General features: G+C 59.8%; 18 protein-coding genes. 10 read left to right on the forward strand and 8 right to left on the reverse strand.

The genetic code is table 11. From position 1 onward, the window contains the following. A partial coding sequence (locus ACIQUH_RS20540; RefSeq protein ID WP_400818339.1) for an IS110 family transposase occupies positions 1–633 on the forward strand: 633 nt, incomplete at its 5' end. 186 nt (positions 634–819) lie between these two features. On the opposite strand, the gene ACIQUH_RS20545 is transcribed toward ACIQUH_RS20540, so the two are convergent. After that, positions 820–1,521 (reverse strand): phosphoglycolate phosphatase, encoded by a 702-nt coding sequence (locus tag ACIQUH_RS20545; protein ID WP_400818341.1) that lies wholly within the window; start codon positions 1,519–1,521, stop codon positions 820–822. 190 nt (positions 1,522–1,711) lie between these two features. Between ACIQUH_RS20545 and rpiA the strand changes: the two genes are divergently transcribed. From rpiA to ACIQUH_RS20565, 4 genes are all read left to right on the forward strand, one after another. Then, positions 1,712–2,407: a ribose-5-phosphate isomerase RpiA gene (rpiA, locus tag ACIQUH_RS20550; RefSeq protein ID WP_400818343.1), complete on the forward strand. Its 696-nt coding sequence runs from the start codon at positions 1,712–1,714 to the stop codon at positions 2,405–2,407. Between the two features lie 16 nt (positions 2,408–2,423). Then, complete coding sequence (locus ACIQUH_RS20555; protein WP_137003579.1) at positions 2,424–2,993, forward strand: DUF2059 domain-containing protein; 570 nt, start codon at positions 2,424–2,426, stop codon at positions 2,991–2,993. Positions 2,994–3,200: 207 nt separating this feature from the next. Further along, the gene (gene gor, locus ACIQUH_RS20560; protein WP_400818347.1) at positions 3,201–4,586 is read left to right on the forward strand and encodes a glutathione-disulfide reductase; all 1,386 of its coding nucleotides are present in this window, start codon (positions 3,201–3,203) and stop codon (positions 4,584–4,586) included. 249 nt (positions 4,587–4,835) lie between these two features. Beyond that, positions 4,836–6,212, forward strand: coding sequence for a class II 3-deoxy-7-phosphoheptulonate synthase (locus tag ACIQUH_RS20565; protein WP_400818350.1), 1,377 nt, complete (start codon positions 4,836–4,838; stop codon positions 6,210–6,212). Positions 6,213–6,277: 65 nt separating this feature from the next. Here the strand turns inward: ACIQUH_RS20565 and ACIQUH_RS20570 are convergent, their stop codons facing one another. The 6 genes from ACIQUH_RS20570 to ACIQUH_RS20595 all read right to left on the reverse strand — a co-directional run bounded on the left by ACIQUH_RS20570 (position 6,278) and on the right by ACIQUH_RS20595 (position 13,107). Further along, entirely contained in the window at positions 6,278–8,017 is a 1,740-nt protein-coding gene (locus ACIQUH_RS20570) for a TadG family pilus assembly protein (RefSeq protein ID WP_400818353.1), read from the reverse strand. A gap of 1 nt (position 8,018) precedes the next feature. Continuing rightward, positions 8,019–8,441, reverse strand: a complete 423-nt coding sequence (locus ACIQUH_RS20575; protein WP_400818356.1) for a TadE/TadG family type IV pilus assembly protein — start codon at positions 8,439–8,441, stop codon at positions 8,019–8,021. Positions 8,442–8,578: 137 nt separating this feature from the next. Next, a complete protein-coding gene (radC, locus tag ACIQUH_RS20580) occupies positions 8,579–9,421 on the reverse strand; it encodes a DNA repair protein RadC (protein ID WP_400818359.1) in 843 nt (280 codons plus the stop codon). 13 nt (positions 9,422–9,434) lie between these two features. Further along, positions 9,435–10,268 carry a type I methionyl aminopeptidase gene (gene map / locus ACIQUH_RS20585; protein WP_400818362.1) on the reverse strand — a complete coding sequence of 278 codons (834 nt, stop codon included), beginning with the start codon at positions 10,266–10,268 and terminating at the stop codon, positions 9,435–9,437. A gap of 31 nt (positions 10,269–10,299) precedes the next feature. Then, positions 10,300–11,019: a DNA/RNA nuclease SfsA gene (gene sfsA, locus ACIQUH_RS20590; protein WP_400818365.1), complete on the reverse strand. Its 720-nt coding sequence runs from the start codon at positions 11,017–11,019 to the stop codon at positions 10,300–10,302. Between the two features lie 228 nt (positions 11,020–11,247). Beyond that, entirely contained in the window at positions 11,248–13,107 is a 1,860-nt protein-coding gene (locus ACIQUH_RS20595; RefSeq protein ID WP_400818368.1) for a PHA/PHB synthase family protein, read from the reverse strand. Between the two features lie 38 nt (positions 13,108–13,145). Here ACIQUH_RS20595 and ACIQUH_RS20600 point away from each other — a divergent pair, with 38 nt between their 5' ends. Both ACIQUH_RS20600 and ACIQUH_RS20605 read left to right on the forward strand, forming a co-directional pair. Next, positions 13,146–13,673, forward strand: coding sequence for a hypothetical protein (locus ACIQUH_RS20600; protein ID WP_400818371.1), 528 nt, complete (start codon positions 13,146–13,148; stop codon positions 13,671–13,673). A gap of 156 nt (positions 13,674–13,829) precedes the next feature. Continuing rightward, positions 13,830–14,090: a hypothetical protein gene (locus ACIQUH_RS20605; protein WP_400818373.1), complete on the forward strand. Its 261-nt coding sequence runs from the start codon at positions 13,830–13,832 to the stop codon at positions 14,088–14,090. 227 nt (positions 14,091–14,317) lie between these two features. On the opposite strand, the gene fnrN is transcribed toward ACIQUH_RS20605, so the two are convergent. Beyond that, complete coding sequence (gene fnrN / locus ACIQUH_RS20610) at positions 14,318–15,043, reverse strand: transcriptional regulator FnrN (RefSeq protein WP_400818376.1); 726 nt, start codon at positions 15,041–15,043, stop codon at positions 14,318–14,320. Between the two features lie 212 nt (positions 15,044–15,255). Here fnrN and hemN point away from each other — a divergent pair, with 212 nt between their 5' ends. The 3 genes from hemN (at position 15,256) to ACIQUH_RS20625 (ending at position 17,572) form a co-directional block, all read left to right on the forward strand. Beyond that, a complete protein-coding gene (gene hemN / locus ACIQUH_RS20615) occupies positions 15,256–16,605 on the forward strand; it encodes an oxygen-independent coproporphyrinogen III oxidase (RefSeq protein ID WP_400818378.1) in 1,350 nt (449 codons plus the stop codon). A 114-nt stretch (positions 16,606–16,719) separates the two neighbouring features. Next, positions 16,720–17,004 carry an acyl carrier protein gene (locus ACIQUH_RS20620; RefSeq protein WP_003495848.1) on the forward strand — a complete coding sequence of 95 codons (285 nt, stop codon included), beginning with the start codon at positions 16,720–16,722 and terminating at the stop codon, positions 17,002–17,004. Between the two features lie 88 nt (positions 17,005–17,092). Next, positions 17,093–17,572, forward strand: coding sequence for a 3-hydroxyacyl-ACP dehydratase FabZ family protein (locus ACIQUH_RS20625; RefSeq protein WP_400818381.1), 480 nt, complete (start codon positions 17,093–17,095; stop codon positions 17,570–17,572). Positions 17,573–17,589: the final 17 nt, after the last annotated feature.

Genomic DNA, 17,589 nt, shown 5'->3' on the forward strand with positions numbered 1-17,589 from the left:
CGATTGCTTTCGCGCATGGGCGAGACACTGTCGCCAGCCGTGACGGCGCCATCCGATCCGGCCCGTCAGCGGCTGGAAAGCCTGCACACGCGCCGGGATCAGCTCGTCGCCATGCGCCAGCAGGAAAGGTTGCGCCTTTATACAGCCGATCCCTCGGAGCGCGACAGCCTCAAGCGCCACCTTGACTGGCTCGATACCGAGATTGCGGCGATCGAAAAAGAGTGCCAGTCCCATGTCCGCACAAACGCGGCGCTGAACGGGCAAAGCGAAAGACTTCGCTCCATCCCCGGCATCGGCCAGGTCACGGCGTTCACGCTGATGGCGCATATGCCGGAACTGGGTGACAGTTCTCCTGCAAGTATGGCAGCCCTTGCAGGGCTTGCCCCCTTCAATGCCGATAGCGGCATCCATCGGGGCCAGCGCCATATTCGCGGCGGACGAAAGCGCGTGCGCGATGCCCTCTATATGGCAGCCCTGGTCGCCTATCGAATGCGGGCACCATTCGCGCGGCTGGTCCAGGCCATGCAGGCAAAGAACAAACCCTTCAAGGTCATGATCATCGCCATCGCCCGCAAACTGCTCGTCATCGCAAACGCCATTCTCAGGGACAAAACCACATTCAAAACATCCTGAGAATAATATCCACCAATACAGTTGCCAGCGCGATCAAGTCCTTGATCGTAGAAGAGTCCTTTCACGGCGCAGACGCGCCGTGGCTGGATGCCGGATCAAGTCCGGCATGACGGAAGAAGGGGCGCGCAACTCTCAATGCGGTCGAGTGTGCCGCTCCCTCGCTTTTTTCGCCTAGCCCCCAGCCTCTCAGGCCGCCGCTGCACCCTTCGCAACGAGTTCTTCGAACAGCGCCGGCGTCAACTCAGCGAAATCATCGATCACCACATCCGGCTCAAGTTTCACCATCGGCACATCCGTGTAACCGAAGGTCACACCGATCGACGGTACGGCGGCGTTCTTTGCGGCGAGAATGTCGTTGATGCTGTCGCCGACCATGATCGAGCGCCTGATATCGCCGCCGGCTTTTTCGATGGTGCCGAGAATATGGCGGGCATCCGGCTTGCGGAAGGCGAAGGTATCGCCGCAGGTAATGGCGGCGAAATATCGGGTCAGACCGAGTTTTTCGAGCAGCGGCACAGCCAGGATTTCGGTCTTGTTGGTGCAGACGGCAAGCGTGATGCCGGCTTCCGAGAGTGCATCCAGCGTGTTGATGATGCCGGGATAGGGGCGGCTTTCGCCGGGCATTTCGGCGCGGTAATGGGTGATGAAGCGCTCGTAGAGCGGCTCGATCTCGGCTTCCGGCAGTTCGGTCTCGCGAAGCGCAAAGGCCCGCTTGATCATCACCCGCGCGCCCTGGCCGACGAGATGGGTCAGGTCGTCATAGGTGACGGGCGCAAGACCGGCTACGGCAATGGTGTGGTTGAGGCTCGAAACCAGATCGGCGGAGGTATCGACCAGCGTGCCGTCGAGATCGAAAATGGCGAGCGGGGAGAGCGGGCGGGATGTCACGGGAACGGGCCTCTCGGGAATGCGTGTAACTGATGTATCGGTGCTTTCATTCGCGCCAAGCCTAGGCAAACGGGCCTGTCTTTGCAACCGCGTCACAACGTTCTGTTCGTTGGCTTGAAAAAGGCTTTCGTTTGGCTTTCGACCCGTGTAAACAGCACGGCGACGACAAAGCTACCGGAGTTTCAGGCACATGGATGCCCGCCAGATGAAGATCAAGGCCGCCGAGGCCGCATTGTCCCATGTGCAGGATGGGATGCGGCTTGGTATCGGCACGGGTTCTACGGCCGAGGAATTCGTCCGGCTTCTGGCCGAAAAGGTCGCCGCCGGTCTGAAAGTCGAGGGCGTGCCGACATCCGAGCGCACCGCGCGTCTTTGCGTCGAGCTTGGCGTGCCGCTGAAATCGCTGGATGAATTGCCGGAACTCGATCTGACCATTGACGGTGCGGATGAGGTCGATCATGGGCTGCGCCTCGTCAAGGGCGGCGGTGGCGCGCTTTTGCGCGAAAAGATCGTTGCGGCGGCGTCCGCCCGCATGATCGTGATCGCCGACCAGAGCAAGGTGGTGGAGACGCTGGGCGCTTTTCCGCTTCCCATCGAAATCAACCCGTTCGGCCAGGTGGCGACGCGTATCGCCATCGAAAAGCTGGCGTCGCGGTCCGGGCTTTCCGGCACGCTCACGCTGCGTTCTTCCGGCGACGGCGCCTTCATGACGGATGGCGGACACCTGATCCTCGACGCATCTTTTGGCCGTATTCCTGATGCAGAAGCGCTAGCACGCGATCTGCACACGATTCCCGGTGTCGTTGAGCACGGACTTTTCATAAATTTGGCATCGCTTGCCATTATCGCGGGTCCTGAAGGCGCCCGCGTGATGCAGGCAGTATAACAGGAGCGAGATTTTCATGGTCAAATTAGCGGGACTGGGCAAAGCTGCCGCTGCTTCGATCCTCATTTCCGGCATCGTGTTCGGTACTGCCGCACGCGCTCAGGAAATTTCCGAAGCGCATATCGCTGCCGCACGGCAGGCGATCACCTCTCTTGGCGTTACCGACCGTTTCGACGACATTCTGCCTGGACTGGCCGAGCGTCTGAAGGCCGAACTCATTCAGGCCTCGCCGAACGTTCAGGACGCGATCACCGAGACCGTTGACGCCAAGGCTCTCGAGCTTGCGCCGCGCCGTGCCGATCTGGAGCGCGAGGCAGCACTCACCTATGCGCGCGCCTTCACTGTCGAAGAGCTGAACGCCATTTCCACCTTCTACAGCAGCGAAGCCGGCAAGAAGCTCCTGAAGGACGGCCCGATCGCCACGCGCGAACTGATGAAGGCCGCCGACATCTGGGCCGCCGGCATTAACCGCGACCTCAACGCTTCCAGCATGACCGAGCTGCAGAAGGTTGCCGGCGCCGATCTGAAGCCGCTTCCGGCCGATCAGAACGCCACGGGCGGCGCTCCGGCGGCTCCCAAGCCCTGATTGAACAGGGAGAGCATCGGACCGGAACGTCTCATACGGTTTCCGGAAAATCCGATGCTCTGGCATAAAAAGCCCACCTTCAGAAATATTCAAAGCCCGGCCGAAAGACCGGGCTTTTCATTTGTGCGTCGCAGCACCTATATGTGGCGTGAATGCACCGCCGCCCGTCTTGAGGCCTGATGGCGGTTTTGATCAGGGGTTTTGACTATGACAGCTTATGACTACGATCTTTTCGTCATCGGTGGCGGTTCCGGCGGCGTGCGCAGCGGCCGCGTGGCGGCCTCGCTCGGCAAGCGCGTGGGGATTGCGGAAGAATACCGCTATGGCGGAACCTGCGTCATCCGCGGCTGCGTGCCGAAGAAGCTGTTCGTTTATGCCTCGCAATTCCCGGAGCATTTCGAGGATTCGGAAGGGTTTGGCTGGAGCGTCGGTGAACGCAGCTTCGACTGGAAGAAACTGATCGCAGCGAAGGACAAGGAAATCACCCGTCTGGAAGGGCTCTACCGCAAGGGGCTTGAGAACGCCAAGGCCGATATTTTCGACAGCCGGGCGGAACTGGTCGATGCCCATACCGTGAAGCTGACGAAAACCGGTGAGACCTTCACGGCCGAGCGTATCGTCATTGCCGTCGGCGGTACGCCGAACGAGCACAGGGCGCTGCCCGGCCACGAGCTGACGATCTCGTCCAACGAGGCCTTCAATCTGGAAGAACTGCCGAAATCGATCCTGATCGCCGGCGGCGGTTACATCGCCGTGGAATTCGCCAATATCTTCCATGGGCTCGGTGTGGAAACGACGCTGATCTATCGCGGCAAGGAAATCCTGTCGCGGTTCGATCAGGATATGCGCAAAGGCCTGCACGAGGCGATGGAGGCCAAGGGCATCAAGATCCTGCTCGGCGATGTCATCGAAGAAGTGACGAAGGGTGAGGGCGCGTTGCAGGCCCGTACCAAGAACCACGGCACGCTTGCCGTCGAGACGGTGATGCTGGCGCTTGGCCGCGATCCGAGCACGAAAGGTCTCGGTCTCGAAAACGCCGGTGTGAAGGTGGATGCGCGCGGCGCGATCATCGTTGACGATTATTCGCGCACGAACGTGCCTGGTATCTTCGCGCTGGGCGACGTCACCGACCGGGTACAGTTGACGCCGGTGGCGATCCACGAGGCGATGTGCTTCATCGAGACCGAATACAGGAACAACCCGACCAAACCGGATCACGAGCTGATCGCGACGGCGGTGTTTTCGCAGCCGGAAATCGGCACGGTCGGTCTTTCGGAAGAGGAAGCCGGCAAGAAATATCCGGAACTGGAAGTCTATCGCGCCCAGTTCCGGCCGATGAAGGCGACGCTTTCCGGCCGTCAGGAAAAGACGATCATGAAGCTGATCGTCAATGCTAGCGACCGCAAGGTTGTCGGCGTCCATATTCTCGGCCACGAGGCAGGCGAGATGGCGCAGCTTCTAGGCATCACGCTGAAGGCCGGCTGCACCAAGGATGATTTCGACCGCACCATGGCGGTTCATCCGACGGCCGCCGAAGAGCTGGTGACGATGTATTCGCCGAGCTACCGTGTGGTGAATGGCGAGCGTGTGTAACGCCGATAGAGGCGTGATATAATCGCTGTCCTATTTGCCCGCCGCCCTCTCGAAGCCGGTGTTTTTCGGATGGCGGCGGGTTGTTAAATCGTTTGAATTGACTTTTGTGCGTCTGGAGCGCTCAAAACCGGCAGAATGAGCCTGTTAGCTCCGGGATCGGCTATGCAAAGCCGATGCTTGGAGCTATAAGCCGCTCAATTTTTCGAGGCGGTCGCGCGGCAGTCGCGCGGGCGAGAAAAGGGTAAGAACATGGCACAGAATTGGACCCCCGGCAGCTGGCGGCAGAAACCGATCCAGCAGGTTCCCGAATATCCTGACGCGGCCGCCCTTGCGGCGACGGAAGCCACGCTTGCGACCTATCCGCCGCTGGTCTTTGCAGGTGAAGCCCGCCGCCTGAAAAAACAGCTCGCCAATGTGGCCGAAGGCAACGCCTTCCTGCTGCAGGGCGGCGATTGCGCCGAAAGCTTCCTCGAGCATGGCGCCGACAATATCCGCGACTTCTTCCGCGCCTTCCTGCAGATGGCCGTCGTGCTGACCTATGGCGCCCAGCTGCCTGTCGTAAAGGTGGGACGTATTGCCGGCCAGTTCGCCAAGCCGCGCTCTTCCAACGTGGAAGTGCAGGATGGCGTGTCGCTGCCGTCTTACCGCGGTGATATCATCAACGGTATCGAATTCAACGAGGCTTCGCGCATTCCGAGCCCGGAGCGCCAGCTCGACGCCTACCGTCAGTCGGCGGCGACGCTCAACCTGCTGCGCGCTTTCGCCATGGGTGGTTATGCCAACCTTGAAAACGTTCATCAGTGGATGCTCGGTTTCATCAAGGACAGCCCGCAGGCGGACCGCTACCGCAAGCTGGCCGACCGGATTTCCGAAACCATGGACTTCATGAAGGCGATCGGCATCAGCGCGGACAGCAATCCGAGCCTGCGCGAGACCGATTTCTTCACCAGCCATGAGGCGCTGCTGCTCGGTTACGAAGAGGCGCTGACCCGCGTCGATTCTACTTCCGGCGACTGGTACGCCACGTCCGGCCACATGATCTGGATCGGCGACCGTACGCGCCAGCTCGACCATGCGCATGTGGAATATTTCCGCGGCATCAAGAACCCGATCGGCCTGAAATGCGGTCCGTCGCTGACGCCTGACAATCTGATCGAGCTGATCGATGCGCTGAACCCGGCAAACGAGGCCGGCCGCCTGACGCTGATCTGCCGCTTCGGCCATGACAAGGTGGCTGACAGCCTGCCGAAGCTCATCCGTGCTGTCGAAAAGGAAGGCCGCAAGGTCGTCTGGTCCTGCGATCCGATGCACGGCAATACGATCACGCTCAACCACTACAAGACGCGCCCGTTCGAGCGCATCCTGTCGGAAGTCGAAAGCTTCTTCCAGATCCATCGCGCCGAAGGCACACATCCGGGCGGCATCCATATCGAGATGACCGGCAAGGACGTGACGGAATGCACCGGTGGCGCCCGCGCCGTGACGGCGGATTCGCTGTCCGACCGTTACCACACCCATTGCGATCCGCGCCTCAACGCCGATCAGGCACTGGAACTGGCGTTCCTGCTGTCCGAGCGCATGAAGAGCGGCCGCGATGAGAAGCGTCTGGCAATCGCCAACGCCTGATCTGGCGCAATAACAAAAAAGCCGCCGGGAGACCTTCCGGCGGCTTTTTCATGCGCAGTGCTAAATTATTGCACCAGCGCCGGCTGCTGGCAGCGGACATCGGTGACCCGCACATCGGCTTCGCCGATCTTGACGCCGAGAACCAGAAGCACGTTGTAGAGCAGCTGATCGACCGGAGCGGTGACCACCGCAAGCGTGTTGGCAAGCGCCGCCTGGATGCCCGCCAGACCTCCCAGATCGAGGTTGAGGAAGAGAAGCCGGATATCCAGATTGAGGTTCTTCAGCAGCGAGCTGACAAGAGTGGTGACGGTGTCCTTGGTCGAGACGCTCTTGATCTTGGCCTGGGTAATATCCGACTGGGTGAAGGTCAGCTTGGTCTTCGTCATGTTGGTGGCGTTGATGAGGGCGCTGCCATTGATGGCGAGCAGTGCTGAATCCACGATGGCCGCCTTGGTGACGCGTGGGTCCTTGCCGAAATTGGCGAAGGCCGTGGTATCGACATTGCCAAGGGCGATTTCGGCGACGCCGGGAACGACCTCGACATCCACCGTGCCCTGTCCGCCGCCCGTGCAGCGAATATCGGCAAGCCGCGCTTCGGCATGGGCGACTTCCACATAGAGCGGAATATTGACCTTGAGGCCGGCAATGGCCTGCAGCCCGTCCACCACGACATTGACCGCCAGCCGGGTCTGCGCGGTGCGCACGATGGTGCCCTGACCCCCGACGGCGAGCGACGGCGTTTCAACGGGCGGTTCGCCAATGGCAAGCGTTGCCTTGACCGAGGCGAGACCGAGGACATTGGCGTTGAGATTAAGCCCCAGCTGGTTGCCGCCATTGCCCGCCACGGCTGCGGCATTGATGAGGTCGAAGACGCCGGCGGTCACCTTGAGGTTTTCACCCGTGCCGATCAGCTTATCGGAGAAGGGGCCGAGATTGAGGATTTCCTCAAGCTTGAGGTTGACATTGCTCTTGTTGACGGTTTTTTGCAGCGTCTTCAGGATGTTGGCGACCGCCGGCTGCAGGCCGGTGGTTTTCGTCAGCACGTCGAGGAATTTGCCGTAGCTGATTTCCGTCTTCAATACGTCCTTATAGGTGCCGGCGGTGAGGTTGAGATCGATGGCCAGCGCCTCGACGATCTTCAGCGCATTGACATCGGCGGCGAGAAGCGCCTGGTAATCCATGAGCTTCAGCGACACCGTGGTGCCGAGCAGGCCGCCGAGCAGGCTGTTGAGAATTCCCTCATCGAGGCTCGCCAGCCGCGATCCCACCGAAAATGCGGCTATCTTCTGGGCGGAGGCCGTTCCGACCGCCGAGACCTTGGGCGGCTTGGTGAAGGCGGAAGCGAAGAATATCTGCCCCTGTTCGACGATGTTCACCTTGATCGCATTGGTGGGCAGGGCATTGTCGACGAAACGCTGGCCGACCGGCACGGTCGCATCCGGTTCGTAGTGACCCTTGATGACTTCGGCGTAACCCTTGCTGCTGGCGAATTCATTTAGGGGATCGAAAGGCTGCAACCCATTGGCGGTCAAGAGACCCTTGTCCGTCTTGACGCCGAGATCCATGCCATTGAGGGCAAAATATTGCTGGACCGCCTTTTCGGCGTCCGTGGCATTGGCTGCCGCCGAGATGGCCGCGAGATCTGCGGTCTGCTGCAATTGCCGTTTCTGCAATGTCAGGTAACCGTAGTCGACGCCGAGCGCCAATATGCCGATGAAGAGCGGTGCGGTGAGCCCGGCCGAAATGGCGATGTTGCCCGTTCTATCCTTGAGGAAGCGGGGAAGCAGGGAATGGATATCTCGCATGTCATGCTCCTCCGATCCGGATGGTGGAAAAACGCCGGATGACCGGCTCGGGCAGGGTGTAGCTGTAGAGGCTCCAGATCGGCAGGTTGCTGGCGTCGTATTCGACCTTCACCGTGAACTGGTTGGCATTGGCGGGATCGGTGGCGACATTGACGGTGAAGCGGCTCTTGTCCATGAAAGCGTAGCTGAGATCGCTTTTGGTGACGAAATCCCGGGCAAGCTGCTGACGTTCGGTCGTGTTCAGCCCGGCAACCGCCGTTCTCGCCGCATCGGCGGCGATCTGCTGCACCGAATAGGCCGCCATCAGATAGATGCCGTAGGCGATCATGGTCAAAAGGACGAGAAAGAAGATCGGTGCGACGATGGCGAACTCGACAGCGTTCGAGCCGGATCGATCGCGAAGGAAACGCACTGCACTACGCATAAAGCACCCCCGTTCCTTAAGGCATCAAGGTTCGATGCCTTGATTTATTATTTTCGGAAATGCTAATTTATAGGTGTTAATTTTTTGTTGATGCCGCTCTTATGGGTTGCAGCCCTTCTTAAACATTCGCGTCTGCTTCAGATCAGCCGAAGGCCCTTGAAGCTGGCGTGGCCGTCCTTGCCGATGATGATATGATCGTGGACGGTGATGCCGAGCGGCTTTGCCGTATCGATGATGGTTTTGGTCATCTCGATATCCGCACGCGAAGGGGTCGGGTCTCCACTTGGGTGATTGTGGATTAAAATCAAGGCTGTAGACGATAATTCCAGCGCGCGCCGCACGATTTCGCGCGGGTAGACCGGCGTGTGATCGACGGTTCCCTGACCCTGCACCTCGTCGGCGATGAGCACATTGCGTTTGTCGAGGAAGAGGATGCGGAACTGCTCGCGCGTCTCGTGCGCCATGGCGGCATGGCAATAGTCGATCACCGACGACCAGGAGCTCAAGACCTGCTTGTTGCGGATTTCGCTTTTCAGCATGCGCTGCGAAACGGAGGCGACGAGCTTCAGATCAAGCGCCACGGCCTCGCCCACGCCCTTCACTTCCTGCAACAGCGGCAAGGGTGCGCCGAGCACGCCGCCGAGCGTTCCGAACCTTGCAATGAGGGCCTTGGCAATGGGTTTGGTGTCGCGTCTCGGGATCAGCCGGAACAGCAGGAGTTCCAGCAATTCATAATCGGCAAGCGCTGCATCGCCGCCATCGCGGTACCGTGCCCGCAGCCTGTCCCGGTGGCCGTGATAGTGAGCGGCATCCGCTTCCTGTTCCGTCGCGGTTGCGGCGCGCGCGGCCTTCTTCGGTGCGCTTCGCGGTTCGGCGAAAAAACCACGTTCATCCGTCCCGTCGAACAGATCGCCTTCGCCCGCCTCAAAGCCGGACGTCATGGAAAGATCGGCGGGAGGCGGGGCAGGGCGTTTTGCCATAGGCGGTGTGGCCTTATGCGAGCGGCGGCAGGCCCGGACGATCGAAGCCGCCCGGCGACAGCGTGAAGATTTCGCAGCCGGTGGCGGTGACGCCGACGGCATGTTCATATTGGGCGGAGAGGGAACGGTCACGCGTCACCGCCGTCCAGCCGTCGGAAAGCACCTTCACATGCGGCTTGCCGAGGTTGATCATCGGCTCGATGGTGAAGATCATGCCCTCGCGGATTTCCGGGCCTTCGTCGGGGTGGCCGTAATGCAGGATGTTCGGCGTATCATGGAACAGGCGTCCGACGCCGTGGCCGCAGAAATCACGCACCACCGAGCAACGTTCCGCTTCCGCATAGGCCTGGATTGCCGCGCCGATCGCGCCGGTGCGTACGCCGGGCTTCACGGCCGCGATGCCGCGCAGCAGGCATTCATAGGTCACTTCCATCAGCCGCTCGGCGGCGCGCTTGATCTGGCCAACCGGATACATGCGGCTCGAATCGCCGTGCCAACCGTCCAGCACATAGGTCACGTCGATATTGACGATATCGCCTTCGCGCAGCGGCTTTTCATCCGGAATGCCGTGGCAGACCACATGGTTGATCGAGGTGCAGACGGATTTCGTGTAGCCGCGATAATTCAGTGTCGCCGGCAGCGCGCCATGGTCGGCGCCGAATTCGAAGACGAAACGGTCGATGGCGTCGGTCGTCACGCCCGGCTTGACGATCGCCGTCAGCTCATCGAGGCAACGCGCCGTCAGCTGGCACGCCTTGCGCATGCCATCGAAATCCTCGAGCGTATAAAGGCGGATGACGCCCGTGTTCTTGAGGGGGGCGGAGGCTGCGTCGATATAGGTGACCATCTTGATGCTTTCTGTGTCTTTACGTCCCTGTTCATAAAACAGCAGGACGCCATTCGTCCATCTTAACCGTCCCGCTGACCGAAATTTGTGCCGGCGAGACCGTGCATTTCACCGCATAGGCCTCCACACCGCGCGCCATCGCCCGTTGAAACGCCAGTGCATAGACGGGATCGAGATCGTCGCAGATGCGCATCCGTTCGCAATCGTCGCGCTGGATGAGATAGAGCATCACTGAACGGTAACCAGCTTCCGCAGCGTCACCCAGTTCCTCCAGGTGTTTGGCGCCGCGTTTGGTGGCGGTATCAGGAAATTCGGCAAGGCCCTTTTCGCGCATGAAATGCACGTTCTTGACTTCCACATAGGCATCGGGCCTGCCGGGTTGCGACAGCAGGAAATCGATGCGGGAATTGCGGCCATATTTCTGTTCGCGGCGGATTGTTGAATAGCCGGCAAGTTCCGGGATATGGCCGGTGAGGATCGCCTCTTCCGCCAGCCGGTTGGGCATGCCGGTATTGATGCCGACTACGGTGCCATCGGCCTCGACCATTTCCAGCATGTGGCGATATTTGCGGGTCGGGCTGTCATGTTCGGAGAGCCAGATGCGGGAGCCCGGTGTCGTCAGCCCGCGCATGGAGCCGGTATTGGGGCAGGAGCCGGTGATCGTCGTGCCGTCCTCCAGGACGGCATCGAAGAGGAAGCGTTTGTAGCGGGAAATGAGCGTGGCGGGCATAAGCGGGGGCGTGAAGAACATGGGGCCTTGAGGGTAAGCGTGTGTGTTTTGCGGGATCTGTTTTACACTCTCATCCCTGTGCTTGTCACAGGGAGCCAGCCAGCCCAAGTCCTTGGGCTGAAAGGGCACTTCTCGCCGCGCAGACGCGCGTCGGCTGGATTCCTGTGACGAGCACAGGAATGAGGGTGAGGGGAACGCCGGTGGAAGAGACTTTTCTGCCGCGCACTGGTCATCTTTTTCACCGATATCCTAGGAAAGGACGTATGTCCCCGGCGCATCGCCGAGCACGGGCCGCTTGCCATCTTTCGGCTTGCGCGCTTTCACCTTCTCGGCACTCTGGCTTTCGATCCAGTTCTGCCAGTGCACCCACCAGGAACCCTTATGGGCCGTGGCGGCGGCCTGCCAGGCCTCGAAGTCTCCGGTCGGTGACGGTCCTGTCCAATATTGGTATTTCTCTAGCTGCGGCGGATTGACGACGCCGGCGATGTGGCCGGACGCGCCAAGCACGAATTCCACCGGCCCGCCGAACAGGGCAGCCCCCGTAAAGACCGATTTCGCCGGTGCTATATGGTCATCGCGGGTGGCGAGATCATAGACGGGTATGGTGATATCGCCGAGATTGATGCGCTTGCCGGCAACGCGCATCAGCCCGCGGGCGAGATTATTCTCGAGATAACAATTGCGCAGATAGAAGGAATGGCTGGCGGCGGTCACCCGGGTCGAATCGGAATTCCAGTAAAGCAGGTCGAAGGGCAGGGGCTCGGCGCCGCGCAGATAATTATCGACCACATAGGGCCAGATGAGGTCGGAGGCGCGCAGCATGTTGAAGACGGTGGCCATGATCGAGCCATCGAGATAACCGACCGCCTGCATGTGCTTGTCCAGCGCCGCCAACTGGTCTTCATCGATGAAGACCTTGAGATCGCCGGCATGGATGAAATCGGTCTGGGCGGCGAGCAGCGTCGCGCTGCGGATACGTTCATTGCCTTGCTGCGCATGCAGCGCCAGCGCCGAGGATAACAGCGTGCCGCCGACGCAATAACCGATGGCGTTGATGTCCTTCTCGCCGGTTCGTTCCTCGATGGTATCGAGCGCGAAATCGATGCCTTCCCTGATATAATCGTCCCAGCCCTTGTCGGCGAGGCGCGCATCCGGGTTGATCCAGGAGACCATGAACACGCTGTGGCCCTGTTCCAGGCACCAGCCGACAAAGGATTTCTGCGGGTTGAGATCGAGAATGTAGAATTTGTTGATCCATGGCGGCACGATCAGCAGCGGCCGTTTGAAGACCTTGTCCGTCGTCGGGGCGTAATGGATGATTTCGCAGAGCGGGCTTTTCGCCACCACCTTGCCGGGTGTAACGGCGATATTCTGGCCGATGACGAATTTGCTGTAATCGGTCTGGCGCAGTTTCAGATGGCCATTGCCGGCCGCGACATCCTCCGCCAGCTGCGCCATGCCCTTGACGAGATTGGCGCCGCTGGAGGCGACCGTTTCGCGGAAGACCTGCGGGTTGGTGAAGACGAAATTGGCCGGCGAAAGCGCTTCCGTCACCTGCCGCATGTAAAACAGCGCCTTGGTGCGGGTGTGCTCGTCAAGCCCGTCTGCCTCCGTCACCATCCGGTCGGCGAAACCGACGGTGGTCTGGTAGGCTTTCAGGAGGAAATCGAAGAACGGGTTGGCCTGCCAGTCGGCATCGGCAAAACGCTTGCTTCTGCGTTGGGCGGGGCCGCTTTCGGCCGCATTTTCCGGGGACGAATCGGCATCGCCGGAAAATTGCGCCAGCGATTTTGCCCACAGGTCGTAATAGCTGGAGAGAAGATGGGTCTGCGCTTCCAGCGAGCGCTTCGGTTCGGCCATCCAGTATTCGGCGACATCGGAGAGCGTCTTGACGAGATCGGTCACCGGATCGGCGCTTGTCTGGGGGATTTCGCCGCGTTCGCGTGGCGCCAGCCATTCGGAGGCGGCCTTGCCGAGGTTTTCGAGTGCGCGGGCGATGTTGATCGCGAAGGTTTCCGGGTCGCGGATCAGGTAGGCCTCGGCGGAACTGGCGTCGAAGCCGGGCGTTTTGCCACCCTTTTTCGCCCCCCCGCCGTCAACACCTGCCATGCATGATCCTCCGCCAAATTTGTGTTTGCACATTCTGCATGAAAACGAATACAAGTTCCACCAGCAAGGGGAGGCGCGTAAAGCGCCGAACCGCGGTCGAATTCGATATCGGCAGATATCCTTACAGGCGGAACATGACGATGGGCAAGCAGATGGGCACATTCGGAAGATATGCGGAAAATGCCGCGAGAATCGCTGTGCTTTCGCTCTCCGGCGCCATGTTCGCCACCACGCTTGCGGCCTGCAAGGCCCCGGAGCCCATCGTCGCCCCCGCCCATATGCGCCGCCCGACGGCCGAAATCGTCGGTCCGCGCCCCGTCAGCGACACTGCGGTGAGCCAGAAGCGCGACACCGGCACCTATCCGACCTTCTCGCAGCCGCTGACGGCCGCCGGCACCCAGATGGGTGAGGATGAAGCCTCCAAGATGGAAACAAGCCTTTCGCGCCTTGGTGCGGCCCGGCGCAACGGCCAGATTTCGGAAGCCGAATACAAGCGCCGGGTGGCCGAGCTGCGGGCGCTTGCCGAAAACCAGAAGCCGGTTGCGACGCCCGCCGCCTCGCAATAAAACCTCGATCCGGTCGATGCGGCGATTGTCGGCGCATCAACTCGCTGAACGTCCATCACCAATTTGGCATTGATCCGAATGCGCAATCCCAAAGTGCTTCTGACGTCTGCAATCTTTCTGGGCTTATTGCCCGCCATCTTGCGCGCCTTGGAGATCATGCCGACTTTTCTTCTCGGCTTCTCTGTTTTTGCCCTGAATATCGTCGTCTGCCTGCTTGGCGCGACCTCGCAATATCGCCTGTGGTGGCTGCTCTATGCGGCCGCCTGCTTTGCCGTCTTCGTCCTGTTTGGCATGTCCAGCCCCGTCTCGCTCGTCGTGCGCATGCTGGTGGGCCTGACGAATGGATTCTCCGCGACGAGCTGTTCCTACTGGAGAATGGCGGGCGATATCCTAACCCCTTCTTTACCCTGCCTCTGAACCATCCGCTTACCCAAGATGTTAAGCGGATGGAGGCGTTTTGCCGCTTAGGATGAAGCCATAACAAACAGGCCGCTGAAACAGCGGGGCACGGGGTGAAATATCATGAAATGCATCGCCGCTTTGCTGGTTCTTGCCGGTTTTGCGCTTGCACCCGCTCAGGCGCGGGCGCCGCACATCAATTTCGGGGCATCCGCGCTTCAGGGGCGGTGACAGGGGAAATTGCGTCAGTCGTTCCCGGCGGCTTCGCTCAGAACGTCGAGATTGGGCACCGTGATATGGCGGTTGTTCTCGATACGGATAATGCCTTCCTTGCGCAGCTTTGTCATTTGCCGGCTAACGGTCTCGATGGTGAGACCGAGGAAATCGGCAATATCGGCGCGTGAAAGCGGCAGGTCGAAGCAGGATTTGTCCTCGTTTTCCGGGTCGATATGGGTGGCAATCATATAAAGGAAGCTGGCGACCTTTTCCTGCGCCGATTTGCGCCCCAGCGTCAGCATCCAGTCACGCGCCTCGTCCAGTTCCTTCAGGGACTGGCTGTGCAGCTTGCGCTCCATGTCGGGCACTTCGGAGACCATGCGGTCGACGACGCGGCGCGGGAAGAGACAGATTTCCACATCGGTCGCTGCTTCCGCCGTCATCTTGCTTTCCGCGAGGAAAGGACGACCGAGAAAATCCGGTGCGAATTGCAGGCCGACGATCTGCTGGCGGCCATCCGACATCATCTTCGACAGCTTCACCACGCCCTTGAGGATATTCCCATAGGACGTGACGAGTTCACCCTGGCCGAGAAGCTCGATGCCGGCTTCCATCTTCTTGCGGCTGGAGTGACGGTTGAGGTCGCAGAGCTGCTGCGGTGTCAGCGTGCTGCAAAGACCGCCGTGACGCGCCTCGCAGGAGCGGCAAACAACGGGCTCTTCCGAATTGTGGATGGTCTTCTGCAGCGTGTCCATAAGCCTTTTCCAGTGCTGGCTTTTCGGGACGATTGCGACCGTGGGTATCAAATACGGTCTCTTTAGAGGCTTGCGCCATGTAGCCGTCGTCCCCGCGTCTACTTTAGCAAGAACTTATGGCGCAATTTGATTGAAGTCAAAGTTGCAAACTGTCGCAGCGGTTACTGAAAGAGAGGAAATCGACATTTTCTTGATAAAAGGCAAATCCGGTGATGAATACCGAACTTCTTCGCAAATATTCGGGTGCAGTGCCGCGTTACACGAGCTATCCGACCGCGCCGCATTTCCACGAGGGAATCGATAACACGACCTATCGCGACTGGCTCGGCGCGCTTGGCCACAGGAACCGCATATCGCTTTACCTGCATATTCCCTATTGCGACCGCCTGTGCTGGTTCTGCGCCTGCCACACCAAGCACACGCTGAAATACGAGCCGATTGCCGTTTATCTGGAAGCACTTAAGCAGGAAATCGAAGCGGTGGGCCGCCTTGTTTCACCTGATGCCGTGGTGAGTGCCGTGCATTTCGGCGGCGGCTCTCCCACCATGCTGAAACCCGAGGACATGCGGAGCCTGATGGACTGTCTGCGGCGTCACTTCACCTTCGGACTTGCGCCCGAGATCAGTGTGGAGATGGACCCGAACGATCTGGATGACAGCCGTTACGATGCGCTTGCCGCCATCGGCATGTCGCGGGCGAGCCTTGGCGTTCAGGACTTTGATGACAAAGTGCAAAAAACCATCAACCGCATCCAGTCCTTCGAGCAGACGAAATCCGTGGTGGATGCGGTGCGGGCGAGGGGCGTGCATTCGGTCAATTGCGACATTCTTTACGGGTTGCCGTTCCAGACCTGCGAGACATTGGAGAAGACTGTCAACCAGATCGTTTCGCTCGATCCTGATCGCATCGCGCTTTTCGGTTATGCCCATGTTCCATGGATGAAGAAGCACCAGTCGCTCATTCCCGAGCACGCCCTGCCTGACATTGCCGAGCGCTACCGGCAGATGACGATGGCGGCAGAGATGCTGAAACAGGCGGGTTACAAGGCGATTGGCATCGATCATTTTGCAAAGCCGGCCGATACTTTGTGCCAGTCCGCCGACGCCGGTGCGCTGCGGCGAAATTTCCAGGGCTATACGACAGACACGGCCGATGCGCTGATCGGGCTTGGCGCATCCTCGATCGGCAGGCTGCCGCAGGGTTATGTGCAGAACATGGTGGCGACGGGGGAATATCAGCGCATCGTGGGCGAGGGCGGGCTTGCCGTCGTCAAGGGCATAGAACTGTCGGAAGAGGATCATCTGCGCTCGCATGTCATCGAAAGGCTGATGTGCGATTTCACGCTCGATCTTTCCGAGTTGCAGCATCGTTTCGGCAGGGTGAGCCATTCCGTCAGGGATCAGGCGCAGCATTTTGCCGCAAGCGACAGGGATGGCGTGGTGCGGCTGGACGCCGATATTTTCGCCGTCACGGAGGCGGGAAAGCCCTTCGTGCGTAATATCGCGGCAATCTTCGACACCTATCTGGGCAATGGACGCGGCCGTCATTCGGTTGCTGTTTAGGCAACAGTTTTGGGGCAAATTTCAAAGTTACGTCACGAAACCATTGGCTTTTTTGTGCGACTTGCCTATGTGGTGCGTCAGACAGGATAATTCATACGAACGACAATAAGGATTATGGGCGTGACAGCTACATTCGACAAGGTTGCCGACATTATCGCCGAAACCAGCGAAATCGACCGCGAAACCATTACGCCGGAGAGCCACACGATCGACGATCTGGGCATCGACAGCCTCGACTTTCTTGATATCGTTTTCGCGATCGACAAGGAATTCGGCATCAAGATTCCGCTCGAACAGTGGACGCAGGAAGTTAACGAAGGCAAGGTTTCCACCGAAGAATATTTCGTGTTGAAGAACCTTTGCGCCAAGATCGACGAATTGCGCGCAGCCAAGGGCTGATGTGACAATGCCCGCTTCAGGCGGGCATTTTCTTTTGATGCCGCCTGCGGGCAAACCATGACTAACCGACCAGAGACGGGCCGGACGAATGCTGCTTGAATATTTTCAGATGATCGACAAGGTCGAAGCCGTGGACATGACGGCGCGCACATTGAAGGCGCAGTCCGTCGTTCCCGACAAAAGCCCTGTATTCGAAGGCCATTTCCCCGGCATGCCGCTGGTTCCGGGTGTGCTCCTGATCGAGACCATGGCGCAGGCTTCCGGCATGCTGGTTCTGGCATTTTCCGATTTTGCCTCCATGCCGTTCCTGATGTCGGTGGATGGCGCCAAGATGCGCACCTTCGTGGAGCCGGGCGCCGTTCTCGACATCGAGGCCGTGCTGGAGCATGACGGTTCGGGCTTTGCCGTCACCAAGGCGAAGATCACCTCTGCCGGCAAGAAGGTCTGCGACGCGCAGCTGAAACTGCGCACCATGCCGTTCAGCGAAATCCCGCTCGGTCCCATCGTCAAGAAGCGGGCCGAGGAAGTCGGCCTGATGGCGGCCATTGCCGCGGATGCGCAGAAATAAGCGCTTCCGCCCGTTTC

The sequence above is a fragment of the Agrobacterium sp. NPDC090283 genome, from assembly GCF_044769685.1.
Taxonomy (GTDB): Bacteria; Pseudomonadota; Alphaproteobacteria; order Rhizobiales; family Rhizobiaceae; genus Agrobacterium.